A 26501-nucleotide genomic window follows, 5' to 3' on the forward strand; every position below is an offset into this window, starting at 1 on the left:
AAAGTCGCGAGTAAAGAGTACTCTATATTAAAGCGGCTCACAATAATGATAAATAAAACTCATTACCAATAATAATTGACCGACGGTCGGTCGGGTATTATTATACCAGTATTATTCATCATTAAGGCAATAAAGCTTATGACTTATTTAAAACGACTGTCACTTATCTGTGCCATTTGTTTAGGCACTTTTATGGCGACTCTTGATATTAGTATCGTCAATGTGGCTCTACCGACTATTCAAAATGATATTCATGCTGATATGGCAACCTTACAGTGGATTGTTGATGCTTATGCGCTTTGTCTATCAGCCTGTATTTTGTCATCTGGTCCTTTAAGTGATCGCTTTGGACGAAAAAAAGTGTGGCTATGGGGCGTAATTATTTTCACTTTAGGTTCAGTAATTTGTGCGATTGCGCAGCAACATGAAATATTAATTCTTGGACGTATTATTCAAGGTATTGCCGCCGCTGCACTTATTCCAGGCGCATTGTCTTTAATTACTCATGCTTTTCCTATTGATATTGAACGCGTTCGTATCATCGGAATTTGGTCTTCCGTTAGTGCGTTATCACTTATCATTGGCCCTATTTTAGGTGGGGTTTTAGTTCATGCGAGTGGTTGGGCGAGTATATTTCTTATCAATATTCCTATTGGCATTATTACCGTATTGTTAGGTTGGTATGGATTAAGTGAGAGTGCTGATCCTGAAAATGTTGCTTTAGATCCCTTCGGTCAATTAACCAGTATGTTGGGATTAGGATTGCTGACTTATGGCTTAATTGAAGCTGGATCTGTGGGATGGACACATTATAGAACGTTATCAACGCTGATTGCAGGTGTTATATTTCTTACCCTTTTCTTAATAATAGAAAAACGTGTTGAGCGTCCATTATTACCACTGGTTTTATTTAAAGATCGCACATTCTTTCAATATAATCTTTCTTCTTTTACCTTAGGTTTTGCCACATATAGTAATGTATTCTTTATCGCTTTCTTTTTACAAAAGGCACAAGGCTGGAGTGCATTAGAAACTGGTTGGAGAATGGCACCGGAGTTTATTGCAATGGCACTATTTTCTATGTCTTTTGGACGACTCTCTTCTTATTTCTCAGTCAGAAAATTGATGATTTGTGGTTTCTTATTTATCGCCATTTCTTCTTGTTTATTAGCGACATTAGCAACTAATAGCCACTATGGAATAACAGGAAGCTATCTCTTTGTATTAGGTGCCGGAATGGGATTATCAACGCCAGCAATAGGTGCTTTAGTGATGAAAAGTGTGCCAGCATCTCGTTCTGGTATGGCGTCAGCAACCATGAATGCACTAAGACAAACCGGTATGACGATGGGAATTGCTTTATTAGGTACATTGATGGTGCAACAAGCAATCCATTATATGGTTATTCAAAGCCAGGTATTGGGAATATCTGTAAACTATATCGATATTGTTAGTTTAGTGACTGAAAATACAACAAATAATTTAGACAAAGGATTTGTCACTTTGCTACCAGAGGCATTTAATTCGGGATTTGCTTATGCGATTGTAACCGCAGGGATCTCGTGTTTTGTGACACTATTTATTGTGCTCTTTCCTGTTAAAGTAAAACATAATGCACTTACTCAACAAATCACAAATTAATAAGTTATAAACGTTGAGAGAGAAACTCAAGAAAAGACTCAATATTACGTGAAAGAGAGCTACGAGTTGCATATATTGCCACTAAATTAATTGTTGCGGGTTGTTGAGGAAACTCAATAGCCCGTATTTTCCCCGCTTCAATCATATCAAGACAGCAATGTTCGGCTAAAATAGCAAATCCCAACCCTTTTAATACTGCTGATTTTGCTAATATGGCACTGTTTACTCGGTAATTGCTGTTAATGGTTATTTTTATCGGTTTTTTATCTTCATCCATAAATATCCAAGGTTGCCCTTCTAGTGCGCTTAAACTAGAAATACAAGGAAATTTGCTTAATTGTTCTATATGTGTGGGTATTCCTGTTTTTTCTAATAATTCATTAGATGCCACAACAATACTGCGCCATGATTTAATTAAGCGAGAGTGATAGCTACTATCCGCTAAATTTCCACGATGAAAAGTTAATAGCAAATCAATATCATCATCGATGATATTTCTTGGCATTAATTGGGTATCACATTGAATAAGTAAATTAGGATGAAGTACAGCAAAGTCAGCCAAAATATCACCAAGTAACTCACTACCATATTCGCTAGGAATAGTTAAACGAAAAGTGCCCGTTAATGGCCCATCACTTGTGATATTGCTTACAACATTATCCAACTCGATTAAGGTTTTCTTTCCTTGTTGATAGAGTATTTTACCTTGTTCCGTAAGGCGCATCTTTCGAGTTGTTCTATCAATAAGTTTACAATTGAGTTGCTGTTCAAGCTGTTTAATTGCACGACTGATATTTGAGGTAGGCATAGATAATAGCCGAGCAGCGGCTGCAAATTGCCCTTGCTCTGCTACAGCAGAAAAAATACGTAATAAATTAAGATCGATTTGCATAAATAATTCACTGCCTACGGTAATTCTATTACTCAATATAGGCAGTGTATCATTCATTCTCTTTTCTCTCGTTAATAATTAACAGTAACCATGAGACATGAGTTTTTGATAGCGTTTATCTAAAAGTTCTTCGGTTGAGTAACTTTTTAATAATGCTAAATCAGTTAATAACTGTTGTTTAAGAAATTCTGCAGCTTGTTGGTGATCACGATGGGCTCCACCTAAGGGTTCGGGAATAATGGCATCGATAATGCCTAATGCTTGTAATTTAGGAGCAGTCATTCCCATCGTTTCTGCTGCAATTGGTGCTTTATCAGAACTTTTCCATAAAATAGAAGCACATCCTTCTGGTGAAATTGCCGCATAAGTGCTGTATTGCAACATATTAACTTTATCACCAACACCAATGGCTAACGCACCGCCAGAGAATCCCTCACCCGTAATAGTACAAATAATCGGTGTTTTTAATCGTGACATTTCAAGAATGTTACGAGCAATCGCTTCTGCTTGTCCGCGCTCTTCAGCGCCGACACCAGGATAAGCGCCTGCAGAATCAATAAAAATAATGACAGGTAGATGAAAGCGTTCTGCCATTTTCATTAAACGTAATGCTTTTCTGTAACCTTCTGGCGATGGCATACCAAAATTGCGAAGAATTTTTTCTTTTGTATCACGGCCTTTTTGTTGCCCTATCACCATGACTGGCATTTTGTCAAAACGCGCTAAACCCGCAACAATCGCTTTATCATCGGCATAAGCTCTATCACCCGCCAACTCCTGAAAATCAGTAAAAATCGCTTTAAGATAGTCAAGAGTATATGGGCGCATGGGATGACGAGCGAGTTGTACAATTTCCCAAGCACCTAAATCAGTAAAAATAGATTTTGTTAGCGAAAGGCTTTTCTGCCTTAAACGTGCAATTTCTTCATCTAAATTAATACCTGTTGGTTCATCTTGAGATTGCTTAAAGGTGAGCAATGCATCTATTTTTTCGTCTAATTCCACAATAGGTTTTTCAAATTCAAGATGAATAAAAGACATAACGACCTCAGATTTAGTGCAGTAAATAAAACAGTAATTAGGTCAGTTTAGAAAAAATAATAATGTGGTGATAGAGAGGAATTTGATAAATACTATTATCAAAAATGGGATAATTAAATATTACTACAAGGTCAGCAAGAAAAAATACAAGATCAAAAAGAGCTTTTTTGCTGACTTAAAGCTATACAGCAATTAGTAAGTCATGTATTAATATACAGTGCGAATTTGTTCTTTTTTCACCCGTAGAAAACGCATAAATTATAAAATACTCCATAAAATACAAATAATTAGAAAAAAATAATATGTTCTCAAAAAAAACACGATCAACAACTGCATTACTATTTTCATCACTTCTTCTCACAATAGGAAGAGGTGCAACATTACCGTTTATGGCGATCTATTTATCGCGGGAGTATCAATTACCTGTCGATGATATTGGTATTGCGATGTCTATTGCATTAACAACAGGTATCTTTTTCAGCCTTGGCTTTGGAATGCTTGCTGATAAATTTGAAAAAAAACGTTATATGCTACTATCTATTATAACGTTTATCTTTGGCTTTGCCGCAATACCGATGGTTCATAGCACTGTTTTAGTGGTTATTTTTTTCTCGGTGATTAACTGCTCTTATTTAGTATTTTCAACTGTGTTAAAGGCCTATTTTTCTGAAACTTTATCGGTTTCAGCGAAACCTAAAATATTCTCTCTAAACTATACCTTTATTAATATGGGGTGGACGGTGGGTCCTCCGATTGGCACCTTATTATTAATGTATGGAACTCAATTGCCCTTCTGGCTTGCAGCTATTTCTGCTAGTGTTCCACTTTTTATGATCCAGTTATTTGTTCAGCGTTCTAAAGCAATAAATGCGGGTGAAGAAAATAGTGTGAAGTGGGACCCGAAAATAATGCTAAAAGACAGAGCATTAAGTTGGTTTGTACTCTCGACTTTTTTCGGTACATTAACGTTTGGCTCTTTTGCGTCATGTATTTCGCAATATATTTTAGTGGTTTACGATGCAAAGTTGGCAGAGTCTGTTATTGCGGTTGTATTACCTGTAAACGCTGCCATTGTCGTCTCTCTACAATATATTGTCGGTAAACATGTTACAGCTGAAAGGCTACGTAAATTAATGACGCTTGGTACTCTATTTTTTATGGTGGGCTTACTTGGTTTTATGTTTGCAGGCAACAATTTAATCTTTTGGGCATTAGCTATCGCTGTATTTACCTTGGGTGAATTAATTTATGCACCTGGTGAGTATATGATGATTGATAACATTGCCCCATTAGGAATGAAAGCAAGTTATTTTTCGGCTCAGTCATTAGGTTGGTTGGGTGCTGCACTTAATCCATTAGCTAGTGGTTTTATTTTGACTTCATTCCCTCCTGTCTCTTTATTTGCGATTTTAATGGTGATTTGTGGTCTTGCTTGGTTTTGTATGATCCAAGGAATGAATGTAAGTCAAAAAAGAGCCATGGCACTGTAATATAATGCTGTAATTTTGTGGTTGATTAGCATAAATAAAAAGACATCCCAATGGATGTCTTTTTATATGGAATTCTTTTGCGAGTAAACCACGACTGCTAATAATAAGGTTATTTAGATGTTCTTTTTAGTATGGTTTCAATGCTAATGGGGAAAAAGTCATTTACGTCGACACCGACATTCATTGCGCTTTTTCCTAAAACATCTAAACGTTTACGTTGAGAGGGATCTTTTTGTGAATTATGGACATGACCATATAAATGAATAGAATCACGGAAAAACCCCGCCCATTCCAATATAGGATAATGAAACATTACAATTTTTCTTTTTTTATAATCCAACTCAAAATAATCTTTTACCCATTCAAATGCTGATGCATCAAATTCCGGATCGTCTAGAAATTTGTCGTGATTTCCGCGGATAAGGTACTTTTTACCTTTTAATCGACGCAAGATTTGATTGGCATCTCGCCCTGTTCCTCGATAAAGAAAATCACCTAAAATGTAGATTTCGTCATTATCAGAGACGTAAGCATTCCAATTATGAATTAGAGTATCATTCATATGACTAACACTATTGAATGGGCGATCACAAAGATTGAGGATGTTTGAATGGCAAAAATGTGTATCAGAAGTAAAATAAATCATAGTAATTTCTTAATAAGTAATAGAATTCTCAACCTTAAGAAAATATTTTCCCTCGGTCTGTATAGTGATATTTTTTCAAAATAATTTCCTCCTTTAGTTAAAAATTAAACGATAAGCACAATATTATCTGTCTTATTGTCGTTGATGTTGTTTACGGTAACCAGATAGAGAATTACCTGTTTCTCTTTTAAAGTATCGGCATAAATAAGAGGGATCATCAAAATGAAGTTTTATTGATAACTCATTTACCGAAAGCGAAGTGTGCATTAATAATGCTTTTATTTCAAGAGTAACTTGACGGTTAATCAAGGTCTTAGGTGCATCATTAAAAAATTGCTTTGTTATTTGTGATAAATAAAAGGGTGTAATATTAAGCTTATTTGCATAAAAAGCCACCTCTCTATGCTCTAAACAATGTTTTCCAATCAATTCCCAAAACTGCCAGCAAAGTTTTTCTTTACGACTAAATTCTTTTTTAGCGATAGAAAAATGAGCAGGTATTGATTCAGTAATAGCAAAAAAGAGATTTTGTAAGTGATTTTTTAACATCAATTTTCTGTGTTCAGAATAACGGTTATCTATATATTTTAGTTGTTGAGTCCATCTATTTAAGGCTTCATATTGCTCTTTTTGTGGGTGGCAAACAGGATTTTCATGAAGAAAAGAAAATAAAGTATTAGAAAGAGAATAAGCAATTTCTGAGGCAAAAGATTTATCGAGAAAACAATAGAATAAGCGAAAGTTTGCCGACTTTTGACTCAAAATTGTCATCATATCATCGCCTAATATAAGAATATCATTCGCTTTGATTGCTTGCTTTTGAAAACCTATATTGATTATTGCCCTGCCTTCTAAACAAATCATAACCACAATATAAGATAGTGGTAGAGGGTAATCGATTTCATTCGCCATATCACTTTCGCCTATTATGACATGTTGTGATGATGCATTAAGTTGTGGCAACACTTGACTCAACATAAATCAATTACCTTCTTTTAATTTTATCTAGCCCATTTGCTGTTTTTATATTTGACGATATTAAACTTAATAACAAGTATTTCCTTTTATTTAGTTGTAAAAAGTACCGATTTTGCCTCTTTTATGACATTCGGTTCTTTATTTCTTTTCTTTAGAATACACACATCTTAAAGACGTAAGATAAATTGCAAAGTATTTAAAAAATAAGAGAAGTCATTGAAATGAAAACATTAAAAACAGAAAGACTTGTATTGCGCCCTTGGAAACTTTCTGATGCGTCAAGTTTGTATCAAAATGCAAAAGATGAGCGTGTTGGTCCAATTGCAGGTTGGCCAGTACATAAAAATGTTGAAGAAAGTGCCGAAATTATTCGCACTATATTTATGCGTGATGAAGTTTATGCCGTTACGTTAATTAATGATGACCAAGCTATCGGCTTAGTTGGATTATCTTTCGCGAAGGAGAGTAATTTTCCAATTGGAGATAATGATGCTGAAGTCTCTTATTGGATTGGGGTTCCATTTTGGGGAAACGGTTTAATACCTGAAGCTGTAAAAGAAATTAGTCGGCATAGTTTTGAAACACTGGAGTTGGATAATTTATGGTGTGGTTATTTCGCTGATAATGAGAAGTCGCAAAAAGTACAAGAGAAATGCGGATTTAAATTTCATCACGTTATTGAAGAGCAATATGCAGAATTTTTAGATGAAGTGAAAATTGAAAATATTTGTCGCTTAACTAAAGATGAATGGATTGAGATCCAAAAACAGATCGATTAAAACAAAAACACCAGACTGTGAAATCTACATTATCTGGTGTTTTTTTAATATTAACACGGCTATTTAATTAAGCACTTACTAATGCTTGGGATAAATCAGCAATTAAGTCTTGTGGATTTTCTATACCAATCGATAAACGAATTGTAGTGTCTTGAATACCAATGCTATGGCGTAATGTCATTGGTACCCCCGAATGCGTTGTTGACCCCGGATGACAAGCTAGAGATTCTGTTCCCCCCAGACTTACTGCAAGTTTAAAAATTTTCATTGCATTAAGAAAACGGAAAGCTTCACTTTCTCCGCCCACAATATCAAAAGAGAACGTTGATCCTGCACCAGTGCATTGTTTGGCAAAAACCTGAGCTTCAACAGAATTTTTATCTGCAAAAGGTAAATAATGAATTGCTTTTACTTTTTCATGGCCACGCAGAAATTCTGCAACTAATAACGCATTCTGATTGGCTTTTTCCATTCTAATTTGTAACGTTTCTAAAGAACGGCCTAGCATCCAGCAAGAATGTGGATCAAGTTGTGTTCCTATTGCACCTCTTAGTAATCTGATTTGATTAATCAGTTCACGAGAGCCCATAGCCGCACCGGCAACTAAATCCGAATGACCCCCAACATATTTAGTTAAAGAGTAAACTGAAATATCAGCGCCTTGTTCTATTGGATGTTGATATACAGGGCCTAGTAATGTGTTATCACAAACGATGATAGGACGATAACCTTGCGTTTTTTCTAATTGGTCAGCAACATTTTTTAATGCTTCAATATCTACTAAGGAATTAGTTGGGTTTGCAGGAGTTTCTGCAAAAATAACGGAGACACGCCCTTTTTGACGGGCTACATTAGCTTGTTCTTGAATAAGTGAGAAGTTTATTCCATCAGTAAATGGTGTGGCTTGAATACCAAACTTAGCAAGTGTTTTAGCAATTAAGGTCTCAGTTCCGCCATAAAGTGGCTGTGAGTGTAAAATAACATCACCGGGTTGCGTTAATGCCATTAATGTTGTGGTAATTGCGGACATTCCTGATGAAAATAATACACAAGATTGCGTATTTTCATAAACAGCTAATCTGTCTTCAACAATCTCACTATTAGGTTGATTAAAGCGAGAATAAACTAAACCTGCTTTTTCGCCTTCAGGTAAAGGTTTTCTACCACTTACGGTATCAAAAAAAGCTTTACCCTCTTCAGCACTTTTAAAAATAAAGGTAGATGTTAAAAATACAGGTGGTTTAACTGAGCCTTCAGAGAGTAATGGATCATAGCCATAGCTCATCATTAGTGTTTCTGGGGATAATTTATGTTCGCCGATATATTGTTTTTTCAGTTGAGAGTCAGTCATTTTTTTATTTCTTATGTTTAATGAAGGATCTTTATCATACTGAAAAAAATTCATGTTGTTAGAATGTTTTATATAGAATAAAAACCACTAGTTATATAAAAATAACGAGCTCTAACATAAAGATAACTTTAAATAAAAAGTTCTATCCATTCATTAGTGTTTAATCAAGGTGATTTAATTAAATAAAAGTTGATTATTCTAGTTAAAAAGAAGGGAAAAAGCAGGAAAACTTAAAGATAAAAAGAATGAACACCTCTTTTTACCTTTAAGTTAAAGGATGTTACCAAGCTCTTACAGCATCACCTTTATACATTTCTTTGAATTTTAGCTCGATTTGTCTTGAATGCAGAACTGAAACCAGTTTTTTTATATTTTCATCATTTTTATTATCTTCACGCGTAACAATAACATTAGCATAAGGTGAGTTTTTATTTTCTAAGATCAATCCATCACGAGTCGCAATTAGCCCCACTTGGGATGAAAAGTTATTGTTGATTATAGCCATTGTGACATTTGGATCATTTAATGCTTCGGTAAGTTTAGGTGAGTCAACTTCAACAAAAGTAATATCTTTTGGGTTATAGATAATATCGTCTACTGTTGGTGTGAAACCAACACTATCGTTAAGAGTAATGAGATGATTTTCTGCTAGTAATAAAAGTGCACGCCCTTTCATACTAACTTCATTTGAAATTGCAACAACATCACCGGGCTTTAATTCATTTATATCGCTAATTTTTTTAGAGTATGCGGCTAAAGGAAAGATATATGTTTTACTGGCAATATGAAATTGGTAGCCATGCTCTTTCATTTGAGCTTGAAGATAAGGAATGGATTGAAACGCATTTGCATCAACTTCTTTATCGTTCAATGCCTTATTAGGTTGAACATAATCATTGAAAGCAACAATCTCAACATCTAATCCTTCAGTTAATTTCGCTAAACGAATAACTTCATCCCAAATCACTTGATCAGGCCCTGTATTAATTGCCACTTTTATTCTATGCGTATCTTCTTGTGAGCAAGATACAGTAAATAGTGATATTGAGGCTAGAAGTAAACCTGTAATAATTTCCTTCATATCTCCCTCTTAAACAGATCTTGATAAAACAGCGCCATAAAAATCATTTTGATTAAGAAATATCCTAACAATAGATTAATAACAAGGAACAAGAAATGATACAAGTGCCCAATGCATATAAAGAAAGGAATATTGTTTATATTTTTGCAATGCATTGTTTTATAAAACAAAAAAGAAAAACATCATAATGTGATGTGTTTCTTTTTTTAATTGTAGATTTATTCATTAATAATTTTGTTTATACAATTATCAGAATACGCATCTTCTACGCTAAGATAGGATAATTCAGTTACACAATAGCTATTAAATTGCCATTTAAACTGAATTTCATCACCTTTCTTATTTTCTAAAATAGAATAGCTAGAGAAACGGATTGGAGTGGTTTTTTGTAAGTTGTTTCCTACCTTTTCCGCACTTAACAAAACAACATGATCTTTTTTCTCAATGAACTTGAAATCAGAGATAGTGATATCTGTGCCTTTAATCTTATTGTTGTAAAGGCTCAAAGCATTAGCATATATGGACGGAACAATATAAACTTTTTGATCGCTTCCTTTGATATAAACAGTTGCCATATCGACAGATGTTGAATCATTTAATAGTCGTTTAGACTTAACAACAACATCAGGAACACCATCACCATTAAAATCGATAAGATTTACTCCATATTCAAGTTTAATATCTGCTGATGTTGAAGAAAATGGTAGCGATAAAAAAAGTAATCCTAGCCCAAGTTTTAATATCTTATTCATTGTATTCACTTCTTTTTTTGCTTATTACTTGTGCATCAGACTACTTTGTGGCAGTGATTAGTCAAGGCATTTTATGTTTCAAAATAATACAAAATTTACAATTGCATCATTTATAAATTATTTTCATACTAAACACTATACTTATTTGACTATTATAAAAAGAATATACCTTAATATTTATATTTTTTAGATTTAATTTTTCTCTTTAATATAGAGCAATGTAATTTTTAAGATCGCTAATTCTTTCTTTTGTTTTATCTTTTAAACAACTGCTATATACCATTGGAGCTAAACTACCACCTTGATAATAGTCTGCTTCGTATTGACAAGAGAGGTCTCTAAAATTAATCCAAACCAACTGGGCTTGTTTAAGTTGATCCTTTCGTTCAACTTCTAATTTTGCATAATATTGTTGATAAATATGGTTAAGTTCTTCATCTTTTTGCTGAAAATCTTGATATACGCATTGGTTAATTTCAGTCTGAGTCGCCGCATTCCGACAATCGAAATTATCTGCTTGTAAATGTATAGACCAAAATAGTATGCCGCCAGATATTGCACCGAATAGGATAAGTTTTTTCATCATACCGTCCATTTTTTGATTAAAAGTATCGCTAAAAGTATTTACTTCATTCTCTTACTACTTAATTTAAAAGATAAAAACAAAGTAAGTTCTTTATCAGCATAGCAATATTTCTTATATGACAATTACGTGAAGATAACGCAAAATCTATCTATTTTTGATAATCCAGTTTAGATTTAAATATTTAACCTTTAGTAATTATACTGATATTTTGTTTAGATTAAATATTTAGTTAATACAAATTTTAAAAAATGATAACTAAATATATTTTTTCTTTAACAATAAATGTCATTTACAAAATAATTAAGTAAAATAGTAGTCATATTCTATTATTTTTTGTACTGAGACATTTTTATTAAAAATATCCAATTAATTTTACTTTAAATAGAAGCTCCTCTTACCAGTTTCTATTTAAGGAGATTTTAATAAAATCACTTCAATTAGTTAGACTAATTAGTCTAATTGATAGGTATTATATAAATGTGGTCATAAATGGCTTATTTATATTACTCAAGGGTCTATACCCATCGTGGATTTTTCAAGCTATGAAAAAATGTTTCAAATCAATTTGGTTTTATTCAGGGCTTATCACTCTTATTTTTGTGATTATCATTAGTGGTGGTCAGTATTCTGATTTTGAATTGGATGATCATGCATCAGTGATAACTCCAATTAGTTTTGCTTCTAAAAAAGATACTTTATCTGGAACATTAATTTTACCGAATCAGAACAACATAAAAGCAGTTGCTATTTTTGTTCATGGCGATGGCGCTCAAGATCGCTTTTCTAATAGTGGATATTTACCATTAATTAATAATTTGCTGGATGCAGGTATTGGTGTATATACATGGGATAAAGCTGGTGTGGGCGAAAGCCAAGGAAATTGGTTGCTTCAATCTATGCAAGATAGAGCAGATGAAGCACAAATAGCTTTACAGCTTATTCAAAAGAAATTTACCCATACTGATATTAAAGTAGGTTATTTAGGATTTTCACAGGCTGGATGGGTTATCCCTATTGCAGCGACACAATCTAAACCTGATTTTTCCGTTATTATTGGTGGTGCTGTAAACTGGCGAGCTCAAGGTGCTTACTATCACCAAGTGCGTTTAAAAGCCGGCGATGTTGATGATAAGGAAATTACTCGAAGAGTCTCAGAGCAACTGCAACAAAATGATCGTATATTTGGCATTAATGGCAGCCATGATATTTCAGCTCAGGGAGATATGTCTGATGATCGCTTTTATTTTGTTATCCAAAACTATTTAAGTGATTCATCTAAAGACTTACCTCATATGAATGGACGGGTACTGGCTCTGTTTGGTGAGTTAGATCTTAATGTAGATGCATCAAAAAATGCATGTTTATATAAAAATCTATTAGGAAACCATGTAGATAAAACCGTTGCCCTATTCCCTAATGCCTCTCATGGCTTATTAAAAGCACCATTCTTTAATTATCAATTAGATAACCAATGGCCTTGGTGGAAACAGATGCTTTTTATTTATCAAGGACGAGATAGCTACTTCTCTGATGCTTTAAATTACTTAACAGCGTGGATCACTGAAGATGCAACAATACCTTCTGATTATGTTGATTTTAAATGTGAAAGTGGCAATACAAGTTTAAGATAAAATGTAGATAACGCCTAAATGAGAACCACTCTTTAGGCGTTAAAGTGTAAGGATTTTAATAATTTATTTATAAATCAACTTGATACTCAATAATCTCTCGAATTTTCTTTAATGTATCACATAATAAATTAATATTAATTGAAGCTAATGCAATGCGAATTGCATGAGGAATATTGGATGTTGTGGCATAAGGCTCAGCAGTGGCAACCGATATTTGTAATTGATGTAATGAAGCAACAATTTTATCGGCTCTAACTTCTTCAGGTAAGGGGAACCATAAAAAATAGGAAGTTGGATGATGAATATAAGTAAGTCCTTCAAATATTTCACTCACTATTTTTTGTCGCTGCTGTGCATCTTTACGTAATAAATGTTCTAGTTTATCAACTACCCCCTCTTTCACCCATTGGCATACAATGGAAGTCATTAGAGCAGGTGTGTTCCATGTCGTCACTCTCATTGATCTCTCTAACGATGAAATAGTGTTTGTAGGAGCAACAATAAAACCAACTCTTAATCCAGAAGCTATATTCTTAGAAAATCCTGAAATATAAAATGTGATATCTGGTGCCAAGGTAACAATTGCTGGCGGTGCTTTTTTAACTAAAAATGCATAAGTCGCGTCTTCAATTATCATGAAATGGTATTTTCTCGCCAAAATAATTAATTGTTGTCGCTGTTTTAATGTTAATACCCATCCCATTGGGTTATGTAGTGTAGGAATACAATAAAGTGCACGTATTGCCCTTTTTTTACATAGTTCTTCCAGCTTATCTAAATCTGTACCTAATGGTGTTATGGGAATGGGTAATATTTCCAAGTGATGAGCGAGTGCTGCTAATTTAAATCCGGGATAACTTAATGCATCTACCGCAACAACATCTCCCGGTTTTAAAGCACTTAATAATGTAATCGCAATGCCTTGTTGTGCACCGTTAGTAATAATAATATTTTCAGGTTCAACCGTGATTTCTTTATTTTTAAGATATTGAGAAATCACGATTTTATCGTGTAATTTCCCACTATGTGGTTGATAGCGAAGCAATGATTCAATTTCACCTGATGTTGCTAATCTTTTTAGTTCAGTACGTAATAGTTCAGCTTGAATAGGCAATGAGGGATAATTGAAATTAAGATCCAACATATCTGCTGCTGTAGGATTTTCTATTCCATGATTTATTGGAAGCGACAATTCTCGTACAAAAGTTCCTCTTCCTGTTTCACCAATGATCAAGCCCATACTTTCTAACTCAGCGTATACACGACTTGCCGTTGCAAGAGACATTTTATGTTCTGCAGCCAAATGGCGATGTGTTGGTAAACGTGTACCTGGTAATAGTTTTCCTATACGTATTTCGTTCGCCAATTTATCAACTAAAGATTTATAACGGGGCTGAACCATAGAAATTGTATCCATGACAATTATTTGATTGTCATAATTGTGTTCCATAAGATGGAGTTCAGCAAGTTACATCGTAGATACAAGTTTTATATAAATAGATTTTTATATATCTGTTGCTATTACAAAAACTGTAATTAATTGTTTTTTTATCATAATAAAAATGGAAAATCGTATGCAGCAAATTAATCAAAAAGAGCAGACAAATGGCTGGGTAAATGGATTTATAGGTATGTTGATTTTTAGTGGATCTTTACCTGCAACAAAAGCGGCTGTATTAGGCTTTGAACCTTTATTTTTAACCGCAGCGAGAGCAACGATTGCAGGATTATTATCTTTAGCAATGCTACTGTTATATAAAGAAAAATTACCTACGTTTAAACAGTGGATTTCATTAGCGGTTGTCTCATTAGGTGTTGTCGTTGGTTTTCCATTATTAACGGCTATCGCACTACAAGAAATAACTTCAGCACACTCCCTTGTTTTTTTAGCTTTATTACCGTTATTCACGGCAATTTTTGCAGTAATACGTGGTGGTGAAAAGCCTCGCCCTATTTTCTGGCTTTTTTCTATTATTGGTAGTTTATTGGTGATGGGATATGCCATTTCTCAAAATGGAGCATCATCAATCAGTGCTGATTTATTAATGATAGCATCAGTGATTGTTTGTGGTTTAGGTTATGCTGAAGGTGCGACTTTAACGAAAGCATTAGGTGGTTGGCAGGTTATATGTTGGGCATTAATTGTATCTTTACCTCCAATGCTTATTTTTAGCTTTATTCTTATGCCTGAAAAGCTTGCTACAATTAGTATATCAGCATGGGTGGGCTTAGGTTATGTTTCGCTTTTTAGTATGTTGATTGGTTTTATATTTTGGTACAAAGGATTATCACAAGGTGGGATCGCAGCAGTAGGACAACTTCAATTATTACAACCCTTCTTTGGATTAGGTTTAGCTGCCGTATTACTTCATGAATCAGTCAATTTATTGATGTTGTTAGTAACTATTGGCGTTATTTTTTGTGTTGCTGGTTCAAAAAAATATGCCTAATTAAAATTAAACACTTAAAACAAGCTAAATAACCATATTTAGCGTGTTTTACTCTTAAGTTAAATTGGCAACTTCGAGCAAGTTATTATCAGGGTCACGTAAATAAACCGACATAATAGCGCCAGTTGCACCCGTTCTAGGAACTGGCCCCTCTTCTATTTTTACACCTTGTTGATTTAAATGTTCAATAATCTCTGATAACGGTGTTTGTGTTAGAAAACACAAATCAGCCGAACCTGCAGTTGGTTTTGCCGCTTTGGGAAGAAACTCTTTTCCCACTTGGTGAAGATTTATTTTTTGAGAGCCAAAAGTGAGAGCTTTGCGCCCTTCTTTAAACGTAATAACGTTAAAGCCTAGTACGCGGTGATAAAAATCACAGGTTATCTGAATATCAGCAACAGTTAATACCAGATGGTCAAGGTGTGTAATTTTCATCAGGCTCTCACTTTTTATATATTAATTAAAGCTCACACTTTGTTTTTAGAACTGCCGTTTTTCTATGGTGATCTAGTGCTAACTCAATTAATTTAGTAATTAATGATTGATAACCTAAACCTGCACTTTGCCATAATTTTGGATACATACTGATATTAGTAAAACCAGGTAGTGTATTTATTTCATTAATCACAACATGATTATCTTGTGTTAAGAACACATCAACACGAGCCATACCTAAGCAATTAAGAACACGGTATGCTTTTAAAGCAACTTGGCGAATATGCAAACTCGTATTTTCATCCATTACTGCTGGAACAACGACTTTAGCACCATCGTCATCAATATATTTCGTGTTATAAGCATAGAAAGCATCGTTTAATACGATTTCACCACAAGGACTAACTTCAGGAGCTTCGTTACCTAAAACGGCACACTCTATTTCACGACCTACAATTGCACTTTCAACAATCACTTTAAGGTCGTATTCAAAAGCCATTTTTAAAGCCGCGTTGAACTCTTCCTCATTATTAACTTTGCTAATTCCTACAGAAGAACCTAGGTTTGCTGGTTTTATAAATAAAGGAAGTCCTAATTGACGAACCATTTCATTGTAAGGAATGTCATTAATTTGATGTGCCATAATAGTGATAAATGGCGCAACAGCTAATCCTGCCCCATCAAGTAGGCGTTTAGTAATATCTTTATCCATACAAGCTGCTGAACTCATGATATTTGGCCCTACATAAGGCATATCAATCATATGTAATAAGCCTTGGAGTGTACCATCTTCACCATACGCACCATGAACAATTGGGAATACAACATCGATTTGAGGTAATGTTTGACCATCTTCAAGTGAAATAAATTGGCCTTTTACACTACCAGGAATAATAGCAACTGCTCTTAAAGGTTTGCTTAATGAAATGGTTTTAGGATTATCGCTATTTAGTAAATAGTCAGTTTCTGAATATTCATGCCACTGGCCTTGCTCATTAATACCGATTAAGCAAAGGTCGAATTTCGTTCGATCTAATTCATTAATAATATTTTTTGCTGACTGTAATGAAACTTGATGTTCTGTGGATTTACCACCAAAAATAATAGCGACTCTTAATTTACTCATTTTCTAACCTTTTATAGGACAGCTATAGCGAATAGGTAGCAATATATCATGATAAAAACCCCCAATGTAGGTAGATAGTTCTTATCTGCGAAAAATTACGATAAAATGATGAAATTCTATGATTTAGAGTGTTAAAACGTCACTATTTCAAGATATAACAGCTCAATAACGATAACAATTCTATTGGTATAAGGTAGAAAAAGACCTTAGCCTTAAGCCTGAAAGGATGTATTACTGGTGGTGTTGCTTTCTATTTAATCGGTTGGCAAAGCACTAATATTGTTGGTATTGCTATTGCAACTGGAGTGTTATTGACAGCAATTAAACTACGAAAGCATTTACCTGTTTCGGCACAATAGAGCAATCTTATAGATTTATGACCAATATATGTGTTCTTTATTTATTCATAATTATCTTAAGCCCGCTTAAATTGCGGGCTTTCACACAAAATGACACCTTTTGTTTTTCTTACAGGATTGCATATCGGAATTATATCTTGATAGAATTTCATTACCGATTAACTTTTAAACTTAGAGAAGGAGGCTAATTATGTTTTTGTGTGATCTTATTGAATACTCACACTTCTTTGGTAATCGCCACAGCTCAGGCTCTCACAGTATTTTACTGCGTTAACCTGCCTGAGCGACGTTAACTATTACCTCTCCTCAGCTTACAGGGTTATCGCTTGATATTACCCAAGGCATTATTATGCCTAAAAAATGAGTAAGCTATGAGCACATTATTATCTACACAAAATCTCTCTTTCCATAATAATCACGGTTTATTATTAAACGATATTTCTTTAGCACTGATTAAAGGCGAGAAGATTGGTTTAATTGGTTATAACGGTTGTGGAAAAAGTACTTTATTAAAATTACTTTCACATCAATTATCACCAAGTTCAGGTGCTATTTCCGTCGCTAATCAAACGGTTATGGCATATATAGAACAGCACTTACCCGCTAAATTACAGTCAATGACTTTAATGGATGCTGTACTTCATAAATTACCAGAAGAATACAGATTATCTGAAGGTTGGCGAGCTGAGTTATTGCTGAATGAAATGGGATTTAAACTTCACGAAAAAGATCTACTCGTTTCGCAATTAAGTGGTGGTCAACATACTCGTTTATTATTAGCGAGAGCGTTAATTATTGAGCCTGATTTATTATTGCTTGATGAACCAAGTAACCACCTCGATTTACCCACTATTTTATGGTTGGAAACATTTTTAAAACAGTGGCGTGGTAGCTTCATTTTGGTTTCACATGATAATACGTTATTAGACAACGTGACGAATTGTACATGGATCATTCGTGATAAATCGCTATCTATCTTTCGATTACCCTGCTCTCAAGCTCGAATTGCACAAGAAGAGCAAGATATTAGTGCGCAATACCGTCATGATGCGCAACAAAAAGAGATAGATAGAATAGCCCAAAGTGCGAAGCAACTCGCAATATGGGGGCACGTTTATGATAACGAGAATTTATCTCGTAAAGCCAAACAGATGGAAAAACATATTGTTCGTTTAAAAGATGAACAAACTGAAGTGACGGTTGGAAATCAATGGGTACTACAGTTTTCTGGAACGGCATTACGAGCTGATAGGCTCTGCGAATTAAATCAACTTGCTGTTATTCCTGCTGAAAATGCCCCTATTTTATATACTGTTGAAAATCAGCGTATAAAAAGTGGTGATCGAGTAGCAATAATTGGTGCCAATGGAACAGGCAAATCATCATTATTAAAGATGATTTGGTCATTAAGTTTAGCTGAAATAAGTGAACAAAATGCAATAAAGCTACACCCCCGAGTTGAATTGGGTTATTACGATCAAAAAATTGAGCAATTAATTGATAATGATACCCTTTCTGATGCATTAAAACCGTTTGCACCATTAACGGATGAACAGAGAAAAATGGCACTTATTAGTGCTGGCTTTGCTTATACGCGTCATGGGCAGAAAGTGAATACTTTAAGCGGTGGTGAACGAGCACGTTTATTATTCGTTGGTTTGAGTTTAGCAAACTATTCTTTATTAATGTTGGATGAACCTACAAACCATATTGATATGGAAGGTAAAAAGGCATTAGCTGAGCAAATTAGTCAATTTCCTGGTGGTGTTCTATTAGTTAGCCATGATAGGGAGTTGATTGAAAATAGCTGTAATCGTTTTTGGTATATTCACAACGGTGTTTTAACAGAACATCATGATATAGAAGCCATTTATCAGCTTATTTCAGAAAAAGAAATGCCTGAAACTTTGCTAATGGATAAACTTAATAATTTGCAGGATATCCCATCAGCTCCATTGATTTCACATGATGATGATGAAAAACTCTTTAAGTTAATTGAGCTAGAAGAGAAATTAGAGGCTGATTTAGCACGTAAAACTAATCATCAAAAACCTGCTTTGCAGGCGCAATGGAAATTAGAAATTAACCAGCTAAAGAAACTACTTAAGTTAATTTAAGATAGATAAGATTTTGTTTAAGCAAAAGGATCACAATGTGATCCTTTTTTATTTATTCTTATTTTACCAACTGATATTCAATCAGATATAAAGATTGCGTTGTCGGATAAATATCTTTGATAAGTGCTTTCAGAACTGGAAGTGTCATACCTTCCTGCTGTGCGTGATACTCATTGATATCGTCATAATGTAACGGCGACACCGCTATGATTTTCAATTTTCCATAATGAGTACGATGTTCGTTAGCAAATAATTCAACAATGCTTCCCGGTTTGTAATCACTTTCACTTTTATCGCGGATAGTAATCACTTTTTTTTCTTCAAGAATGGAAGGAATTAAACGTTCAAAAAAAGTAATTTCTGTTGGTATTGCCGACATAATATTGACTCATTAATTTATTGATAAGTTGCTGATTATCTTATCATGCAATAAATACTTTTTATTCTTTTTTATCCGTTGGTGAGTTATTTAATGCCTCAGTCTGAAGCAACTTAGCCTTACGCTCAATCCCCCAACGATAGCCAGATAACTCACCATTTTGTCGAATAACACGATGGCATGGAATAGCAACTGCAAGTTTATTAGCTGCACAGGCATTAGCGACTGCGCGATATGCCTTAGGTGCTCCAATTTTGTCTGCTATTTCTTGGTAAGTCATTGTGCTACCAAAAGGAATATCTAATAATGCCCGCCAAACTTTTTGTTGAAATACAGTACCTTGGATATCAAGAGGTAAAGACAAGGGTTGTTTGGGTAATTCAATAAAACCGATGACTTGTGCTATGACTTGCTCAAATTCTTCATTTGCGCCAATTAATTCAGCCAGAGGGAATTGTTTTTGCAAGTCTTCTAATAACAGCTCGGCATCATCCCCTAACATAATGGCGCAAATCCCCTTTTCACTTTGCGCCACGAGAATACTACCCAAAGAGCACTGAGCAATAGCAAAAAAGATAGCAATATTCTTACCACCTGTACGCCAATTTGTTGGCGTCATTCCTAATATTGCCGTTGCATTCTCATAAAAACGGCTATTGGCATTGAAGCCTGATTGATAAATCGCATCTGTAATACTGCCATCTTGAACTAATGCTTTTTTTATTAATTTTTGGCGATAAGCATTAGCATAATCTTTTGGCGTGATCCCCATCGTTGATTTAAATAAGCGATGAAAATGATACGGGCTTGCCATAACATGCTCTGCAATGCAGGTAAGCGACACATCACCGTTATTTTTTTCAATAAAACGGCAAGCTTGCTCAATAAGTTGATTATGTTTATTTTCCATTATGGTAGTCCTTTGAATGCGGGATTATGGCTATTATTGAAAAATATAATGAACAAAGAACTCCGTTTATTGCGTAATTACTCTGTCTCTTTAGATAATGCCCATAGATAAAGCGACGCAGTAGAACCATAAGGTGAATAACGTTTTCGGTAACGTTCGAAGCGTATTTTATCTAATGTTTTATGACGATAAAGACGCATGATCCCACGTTGAATAGCTAAATCTCCCCAACTTAAAATATCTGGGCGATTAAGTGAGGAAATTAATAACATTTCGGCAGTCCAAACCCCAATACCTTTTAATTGAATTAAAGTATCAATAACCTCTTTATCTGTCATATCAGGGATTTTATTTAAATTTAATTTTCCTGAAATGACGGCTTCAGCAATACCGATAATATAACCGGCTTTACGCATTGTCATGCCACACTGTTGTATCTCTTGCTCCGATAGTCTTGCAATGCGTTCTGGCGTGTAAATACCTTCACATAATTTGAGCAACCGCTGATTAACAGTTATGGCAGCAGAAACCGAAATTTGTTGTTCAATAATGTTTTTAACTAATGCTGTAAATAGATCGGGTGTTAATGGGCGCTTAATTTCCCCTATTCTTTCAATGAGTTTAGCTAAGCGTTTATCACGTTTTTTTAATGTGTTTATCTCTGTTTCGCCATACTGAAAGTGCATAAGTTAACTTAAATTAAATAGAATATTTATATTAGTATAACGTGAAAATAAGTGTATTACGCACTCCATTTCTTGCTTTTTTCTGAACTTTCTTTTTTTATCATAGGTAAAAAAGGTAATTTTTGACAAAAAAGATTAATTGCCTTTCTTATCAAAAACTAATTAATTAAAAACATCATCATATTTAAAAACTATAATTTTACATTTAATATTAAAAGTTATAAAAAATATAAAAATACCAAATTTAAATTACCACCTATACTTTTATTGATTGTTTTAGTTTTTACTTAGGTCAATTCTTAGTTGCTCTGTAATTACAGGATTTAATATGAAAAATTATACACTCAATTTACAAAACAAAGCTGATGCGCTGGCAGTAATGAAGAAAGCAATGAGCTTTACTATTCCAGCCGCATTAAGAGTTGCAGTAAAATTAAATATCGCGGATTTATTAAAAAACGGTTCTAAGAACGTTAGTGAATTAGCAGAAAAAACAAATTCATCACCATCTGCATTAAATAGAATATTAAGAATGTTAGCTTCTGAGAAAATATTTTATGAATTAGAAAATCAAAGTTACTCACTTGCTCCTATGGGCTCTTTTTTATTAAGTGATCATGAATATAGCTTACGTGATGCCATTTTAATGCTGACAAACGAGACTCTGTGGGGGCCTGTGGGTGATATCACTGAATCCGTGCAAGGTAATCCAGCCTTTGAAAATCTTTATGGCATAAGCTTTTATCAATATTGGCAAGATAATGTAAGAAAAGATCATGATTTTCAATCAGGTATGAGCTCACTTTCAAAGATAGAAAATTATTTTATTATCAAACATTATGAATTTCCTGAAAATGTAACCATTACAGATATTGCTGGCGGATTGGGAGGACTGTTATTAAACGTATTAAAAGAAAATCCGACTTTAAAGGGCCAATTATTTGATAGGCCTCATGTGTTGGAAAGAACGTTGTTGACCGAATTAAATGATGATAGTCGCTGGAGTTTAATATCAGGAGATTTATTTGGAGAGTACCCCGAATCTGATATTTATTTAATAAAATATATTATTCATGACTGGGATGATGAAAGTGTTATTAAAATTTTTAAAAATTTCCGCAACGCAATGAAACCCAACTCAAAAATACTTATTATTGAACCGGTTATTTTTAAAAAGAATGTACCTGATATGGCGAAATATATGGATCTTCTCTGTATGTGTGCTTTTCCTGAATCAGGTGAACGTACAGAGGCAGAATTTATTGCTTTACTCGATCAAGCGGATTTAAAAATTAATAAAGTGATTAAAACAGAAACCTACAACTCAATATTAGAGATCGTTATTAAATAATCTATTGGAATAGAGATAGTCATTTATTTGTCGCAAAAAAAAGCCACTTTTGAAAGTGGCTTTTTAGTTTAGAGAAATATTATGCAGTTAATGCCAGTTTTGCGCCAAAAAGTAAGAACACTGCACCAATACAACTATTTGATAATGAAGCTAACCGTTTGTTATGTTTTACTTTATTAGTAATAGCAACACCGCCAAAAATAAGAACTGATAAATAAAGCATACTGCATGTTTCTAAAATCGCACCTAATACAAAGAATGGAACACCTGCATTTTCATATTTAGGATCGATAAACTGAATAAAGAAAGAAACATAAAAAATGATCATCTTTGGGTTAAGCATACTCAAAAATAACGCCTTAACATAAAGACCATCTTTTGCTTTTACCGTTACTTCAGCTACTTGCTCTGGTGTTTCTTTTTTCTTTTGAAACGTTGTATATAGCGTTTTCAATCCTAAATAGGTTAAGTAAAGAGCACCAGCATATTTAATGACAATAAAGAAGACGGGTGAAGTCTTGACTAATGAAGCAACCCCCAAAAATGCCAAAAAGATTAATAATGCATCACCCGTAAAAACACCAAGAGCGGCTTTATACCCCCCTTTTACGCCATGCTTCGCACTGGAAGTAAGGACGAAAATCGAGTTTGGACCTGGTACTAATGTAATAAAAATAACGCCTAAAAGGTATGTCCAAATATTTGAAATACCGATACTTTCTAACATACGACGCCTTTTTTAAAAAAATAACATGCTGAATATGTGAGCTATCATATCTATAATAATATTTTTGTAAAACAATAATCTTTATATGCAATAAAGATAAGTAAATTAATCTGCTTTTGTATGCAAAAGGCAGTTCATAAGTCTTTTTTTTGATTCTGTTTTGGATTAAAAAACCAATTTAAACATGCGTTATAGTATGATGCTGAAATTAAAATTTATACGGATTTAACATCTAACAAAGGTCGTTAATTATGGAATTATAAACTGCATTATCGTTTAAATTCAGATGTAATAACCTATTGTTTGTTTTGTGTTATAGTTCATTATTCTTTTTGTGATCTCATGCGTGTCACTATTTTTAAACAAAAACTATTTCACTTATTAATTTAATGAAAAATCTTTAACTCAAAGATGGAGTTACCCCATATCGCTCAAAATGGGATTGTTGTAGTAGAAGATTACATTGATAATAGTGATGAGCATCACTCTGAGCGTGTTGCATGCCACGTACAAGCGACTTTTTATGATAATTTTACGTAAACAGGTAAACTAACAACAAAACAGGTTTCTGTTAGTGAACGGTCTATGTCTAAAGATGAAATACTAATTATTGGAGAAATATCTCCTTATCAGGAATTATAACTTGTTACTATGCACGCTACCGTGACATTGTCACTTTTATTATGTGAATTAGTTGCACAAGAACTTATTTACGAAAAAGCGGAACCTCTATTAACGCCTTATCGCGTATCACGATTTAGCTAGAGAACCATTATGGATGCACAACTGTATAAAGAATTCAAAATAGTAGAAAAAGCCTTTTGGTCAGAAATTTGTGAAAATAATATTCGTATTGGTGATCATACTCACTGCTTTATGACACCAATGGATGCTGCCATTTTTAACTTTATTTATTTGCGCCAAGGCGCAACAGAAGGCTCATTCCAGCAAGCCAGTACCCTTTTTACTTCGCAGAAAAAAAATCATATTTTAGTATTGCCTGAGTCATTATTACCTGAATTTGAAGAGATAATAAAAAATGCAGGTTATACCGGTGATGGTATGACAACCGCAATGTATTTAACATTATCTGAAGCAGTATTCCCTTCTTATAAAAATAATCCTTGCGATATTATTTTAACCAATTACAACCTTGAACAGTGGGCTCATCCATTAAAAACGGCGTTCCCAGTGGGAGATGATAGTGATGATACGATTGTTAATGAGTATATTCGTTATCACCAGAAAGCATTAGATAATGGCGCAGCTATCTTCCATTACGCGTTATTAGTTGATGGTCAGCCAGTTTCTTCATTAACGTTAACAATACATGATAAATTAGCGCGTTTTGATGATATTGGGACAGATATTGCCTATCAAGGTAATGGCTATGCGACACATTTAATTAAGCATGTTTTAGAGTTTTGCCGCGAACAAGGCGTTGAACGTTGCTTCTTAGATGCATCAGCAGATGGTTTAGCGCTATACCGTAAATTTGGCTTTAAATCGCTCTTTAACTATCTCAGCTTTATTAAAGAATAAAAGCAATTGTATGAATAGGCTCATCGTGTTTCTTGAGCCTATTTTTTAAATATTAATAAAGGCCAAGCCTTTTTTCAGCGTCTTGTTTATCCTTATCACTAATTAGTCTTATCACACGACAAGGATTGCCAACGGCAACACAATTAGCGGGAATAGATTTTGTTACTACACTACCCGCACCAATAACGCAGTTATCCCCAATAGTTACACCTGGTAAAATAATACATCCTGCGCCTAACCATACCGAATTGCCGATAGTAATAGGTAATGCATATTCAAGTTCACTACTGCGTATTTCAGGATCAATCGGATGAGTTGCAGTTAAAATGCTGACATTGGGCGCACACATCACATTGTGTCCAATTTTCACAGATGCACAATCTAATATCGTTAAATTAAAATTAGCGTAAAACGCTTCACCAATTTCAATTAATTGGCCATAGTCACAATGAAATGGTGGCTCAATAGTAAAATTGTTGCCTGTTTTTCCTAACAGCTGTTTTAAATATGCCTTTCTCTTTTCAACGTCAGAAGGACGCGTCATATTAAAATCATAAATAATTTCACGCGCTTTTACTCTAAGAGGCTTTAAACTATCATCTTTACTGGCATGATAAAGATTGCCTGATACCATTTTTTCGTATTCTGTCATTGTAATACTCCGAAATTGAAATAAAACAGTTTAGGTAAACATCAATATTTATTTCCTTATTCTAACGTTAATTAACTTAAATTAGCGGTGTTTTTTAAGTCCATTAAGTGCGGCTTGATGAAATTGAGCATTTAAATTAGCGGTTAAGCTTTGTGAAATAGCGGTCATTTCTGGCCCTGCTAAAGTAGGTGAACCTGTACCAAAAGGAGGACGAGGATCATACTCAATTGCTAATTCAACTAATTGAGCAAAAGGGGTACCTAACAGTTGTTCTAATACTAATAATGAAGCGTCGAATGAACCAGTTGCTGGCCCTGAGGTATAAATATTGCCATCAACAACAACCTCACTTCCCTCTACTGCGATGGCCCCCATATCCGGTAACATCGGAACGACATTGGAATTACTGGTTGCTCTCTTACCTTTTAATAATCCAGCAGCACCCAAAACTAAAGAGCCATAACATGTACCAATGACATAACGAGTTTTATTACCCATTTTGGCAAAGAATGCCAATGTCTGTTCATCCTCAACAATCTCTGGTGGCACCATTCCAACCACTAATACATCAAGATCGTCTGGGCACTCCTCAAAAGTCATAGTTGGCATTGTCGGCCAGCCAATATAGCCTTCAACTAACTCTTTCTTTTTCCAAATAAAATAAATTTCTGCACTTGCAATAGTAAATACTGATTGAGCACCATTAATATCCATAGGCATAAAGCCAGGACAAACAAAGATACCAACTTTAAGAGGTTTGGCTTGTTGCTCACGTCCTTCTTCAACAAGCTTAATGATTGAAGGCATATTCTTTCCATACAGCATTTCATTATGACTCATTTTATTTTCCTGTTTTGTACTGATTAGTAAAATAATGACATTTGTTTTATACTGAGTAA

General features: G+C 34.2%; 25 protein-coding genes. 8 read left to right on the plus strand and 17 right to left on the minus strand.

The window, feature by feature from the left end; all coding sequences use genetic code 11:
- The first annotated feature begins 138 nt into the window (after nt 1-138).
- Entirely contained in the window at nt 139-1641 is a 1503-nt protein-coding gene (locus NBG71_RS03960; protein WP_075672850.1) for an MFS transporter, read from the plus strand.
- A gap of 4 nt (nt 1642-1645) precedes the next feature.
- Here NBG71_RS03960 and NBG71_RS03965 read toward each other — a convergent pair whose 3' ends face one another.
- Together NBG71_RS03965 and accA are read right to left on the minus strand one after the other, a co-directional pair.
- A complete protein-coding gene (locus NBG71_RS03965; protein WP_196576470.1) occupies nt 1646-2533 on the minus strand; it encodes a LysR family transcriptional regulator in 888 nt (295 codons plus the stop codon).
- A 78-nt stretch (nt 2534-2611) separates the two neighbouring features.
- Nucleotides 2612-3574, minus strand: coding sequence for an acetyl-CoA carboxylase carboxyl transferase subunit alpha (gene accA / locus NBG71_RS03970; protein ID WP_191902067.1), 963 nt, complete (start codon nt 3572-3574; stop codon nt 2612-2614).
- A 302-nt stretch (nt 3575-3876) separates the two neighbouring features.
- Between accA and ydeE the strand changes: the two genes are divergently transcribed.
- Nucleotides 3877-5064, plus strand: a complete 1188-nt coding sequence (ydeE, locus tag NBG71_RS03975) for an efflux MFS transporter YdeE (RefSeq protein WP_099660426.1) — start codon at nt 3877-3879, stop codon at nt 5062-5064.
- Between the two features lie 109 nt (nt 5065-5173).
- Here ydeE and NBG71_RS03980 read toward each other — a convergent pair whose 3' ends face one another.
- A complete protein-coding gene (locus tag NBG71_RS03980) occupies nt 5174-5710 on the minus strand; it encodes a metallophosphoesterase (protein WP_156733410.1) in 537 nt (178 codons plus the stop codon).
- A 132-nt stretch (nt 5711-5842) separates the two neighbouring features.
- Nucleotides 5843-6688: a helix-turn-helix domain-containing protein gene (locus NBG71_RS03985; protein ID WP_099660425.1), complete on the minus strand. Its 846-nt coding sequence runs from the start codon at nt 6686-6688 to the stop codon at nt 5843-5845.
- A 221-nt stretch (nt 6689-6909) separates the two neighbouring features.
- On the opposite strand from NBG71_RS03985, the gene NBG71_RS03990 reads away from it, so the two are divergent.
- A complete protein-coding gene (locus NBG71_RS03990; RefSeq protein WP_075672855.1) occupies nt 6910-7467 on the plus strand; it encodes a GNAT family N-acetyltransferase in 558 nt (185 codons plus the stop codon).
- Between the two features lie 67 nt (nt 7468-7534).
- Here the strand turns inward: NBG71_RS03990 and NBG71_RS03995 are convergent, their stop codons facing one another.
- The 4 genes from NBG71_RS03995 to NBG71_RS04010 form a co-directional block, all read right to left on the minus strand.
- Nucleotides 7535-8818, minus strand: a complete 1284-nt coding sequence (locus tag NBG71_RS03995) for a cystathionine gamma-synthase family protein (RefSeq protein WP_075672856.1) — start codon at nt 8816-8818, stop codon at nt 7535-7537.
- A gap of 280 nt (nt 8819-9098) precedes the next feature.
- A complete protein-coding gene (locus NBG71_RS04000; RefSeq protein ID WP_075672857.1) occupies nt 9099-9899 on the minus strand; it encodes a MetQ/NlpA family lipoprotein in 801 nt (266 codons plus the stop codon).
- A 218-nt stretch (nt 9900-10117) separates the two neighbouring features.
- Entirely contained in the window at nt 10118-10651 is a 534-nt protein-coding gene (locus NBG71_RS04005) for a carbapenem self-resistance protein CarG family protein (RefSeq protein ID WP_075672858.1), read from the minus strand.
- Between the two features lie 205 nt (nt 10652-10856).
- The gene (locus tag NBG71_RS04010) at nt 10857-11234 is read right to left on the minus strand and encodes a lysozyme inhibitor LprI family protein (RefSeq protein ID WP_223672418.1); all 378 of its coding nucleotides are present in this window, start codon (nt 11232-11234) and stop codon (nt 10857-10859) included.
- Nucleotides 11235-11779: 545 nt separating this feature from the next.
- Here NBG71_RS04010 and NBG71_RS04015 point away from each other — a divergent pair.
- Nucleotides 11780-12868: an alpha/beta hydrolase family protein gene (locus tag NBG71_RS04015; protein WP_099660421.1), complete on the plus strand. Its 1089-nt coding sequence runs from the start codon at nt 11780-11782 to the stop codon at nt 12866-12868.
- Between the two features lie 67 nt (nt 12869-12935).
- Here the strand turns inward: NBG71_RS04015 and NBG71_RS04020 are convergent, their stop codons facing one another.
- Nucleotides 12936-14270 (minus strand): aminotransferase-like domain-containing protein, encoded by a 1335-nt coding sequence (locus NBG71_RS04020; RefSeq protein WP_159242067.1) that lies wholly within the window; start codon nt 14268-14270, stop codon nt 12936-12938.
- 172 nt (nt 14271-14442) lie between these two features.
- On the opposite strand from NBG71_RS04020, the gene NBG71_RS04025 reads away from it, so the two are divergent.
- Nucleotides 14443-15318, plus strand: a complete 876-nt coding sequence (locus tag NBG71_RS04025) for a DMT family transporter (protein WP_202983529.1) — start codon at nt 14443-14445, stop codon at nt 15316-15318.
- A 54-nt stretch (nt 15319-15372) separates the two neighbouring features.
- On the opposite strand, the gene NBG71_RS04030 is transcribed toward NBG71_RS04025, so the two are convergent.
- Together NBG71_RS04030 and ddlA are read right to left on the minus strand one after the other, a co-directional pair.
- Nucleotides 15373-15753 carry a VOC family protein gene (locus NBG71_RS04030; RefSeq protein ID WP_099660418.1) on the minus strand — a complete coding sequence of 127 codons (381 nt, stop codon included), beginning with the start codon at nt 15751-15753 and terminating at the stop codon, nt 15373-15375.
- 25 nt (nt 15754-15778) lie between these two features.
- Nucleotides 15779-16879 (minus strand): D-alanine--D-alanine ligase, encoded by a 1101-nt coding sequence (gene ddlA, locus NBG71_RS04035; RefSeq protein WP_250916560.1) that lies wholly within the window; start codon nt 16877-16879, stop codon nt 15779-15781.
- A gap of 730 nt (nt 16880-17609) precedes the next feature.
- Between ddlA and NBG71_RS04040 the strand changes: the two genes are divergently transcribed.
- Complete coding sequence (locus NBG71_RS04040; protein ID WP_159242066.1) at nt 17610-19355, plus strand: ABC-F family ATP-binding cassette domain-containing protein; 1746 nt, start codon at nt 17610-17612, stop codon at nt 19353-19355.
- 58 nt (nt 19356-19413) lie between these two features.
- Here NBG71_RS04040 and yqfB read toward each other — a convergent pair whose 3' ends face one another.
- The 3 genes from yqfB to NBG71_RS04055 all read right to left on the minus strand — a co-directional run bounded on the left by yqfB (nt 19414) and on the right by NBG71_RS04055 (nt 21330).
- Entirely contained in the window at nt 19414-19734 is a 321-nt protein-coding gene (gene yqfB / locus NBG71_RS04045) for a N(4)-acetylcytidine aminohydrolase (RefSeq protein WP_099660415.1), read from the minus strand.
- 61 nt (nt 19735-19795) lie between these two features.
- The gene (ada, locus tag NBG71_RS04050) at nt 19796-20644 is read right to left on the minus strand and encodes a bifunctional DNA-binding transcriptional regulator/O6-methylguanine-DNA methyltransferase Ada (RefSeq protein ID WP_075672865.1); all 849 of its coding nucleotides are present in this window, start codon (nt 20642-20644) and stop codon (nt 19796-19798) included.
- A 77-nt stretch (nt 20645-20721) separates the two neighbouring features.
- Nucleotides 20722-21330 carry a DNA-3-methyladenine glycosylase family protein gene (locus NBG71_RS04055; protein WP_075672866.1) on the minus strand — a complete coding sequence of 203 codons (609 nt, stop codon included), beginning with the start codon at nt 21328-21330 and terminating at the stop codon, nt 20722-20724.
- Nucleotides 21331-21658: 328 nt separating this feature from the next.
- Here NBG71_RS04055 and NBG71_RS04060 point away from each other — a divergent pair, with 328 nt between their 5' ends.
- Nucleotides 21659-22681: an ArsR family transcriptional regulator gene (locus NBG71_RS04060; RefSeq protein ID WP_235410259.1), complete on the plus strand. Its 1023-nt coding sequence runs from the start codon at nt 21659-21661 to the stop codon at nt 22679-22681.
- 79 nt (nt 22682-22760) lie between these two features.
- On the opposite strand, the gene leuE is transcribed toward NBG71_RS04060, so the two are convergent.
- Complete coding sequence (leuE, locus tag NBG71_RS04065) at nt 22761-23408, minus strand: leucine efflux protein LeuE (protein ID WP_075674315.1); 648 nt, start codon at nt 23406-23408, stop codon at nt 22761-22763.
- Between the two features lie 774 nt (nt 23409-24182).
- On the opposite strand from leuE, the gene NBG71_RS04070 reads away from it, so the two are divergent.
- Nucleotides 24183-24950, plus strand: coding sequence for a GNAT family N-acetyltransferase (locus NBG71_RS04070; protein WP_075674316.1), 768 nt, complete (start codon nt 24183-24185; stop codon nt 24948-24950).
- Nucleotides 24951-25002: 52 nt separating this feature from the next.
- Here NBG71_RS04070 and NBG71_RS04075 read toward each other — a convergent pair whose 3' ends face one another.
- Together NBG71_RS04075 and NBG71_RS04080 are read right to left on the minus strand one after the other, a co-directional pair.
- Nucleotides 25003-25602, minus strand: coding sequence for a sugar O-acetyltransferase (locus NBG71_RS04075; RefSeq protein ID WP_099660414.1), 600 nt, complete (start codon nt 25600-25602; stop codon nt 25003-25005).
- A gap of 81 nt (nt 25603-25683) precedes the next feature.
- Complete coding sequence (locus NBG71_RS04080; RefSeq protein WP_156733415.1) at nt 25684-26442, minus strand: DJ-1/PfpI family protein; 759 nt, start codon at nt 26440-26442, stop codon at nt 25684-25686.
- Nucleotides 26443-26501: the final 59 nt, after the last annotated feature.

Origin of the sequence: Proteus sp. FZP2095 (assembly GCF_023701425.1) — a bacterium.
Classification (GTDB): Bacteria; Pseudomonadota; Gammaproteobacteria; order Enterobacterales; family Enterobacteriaceae; genus Proteus; species Proteus cibarius.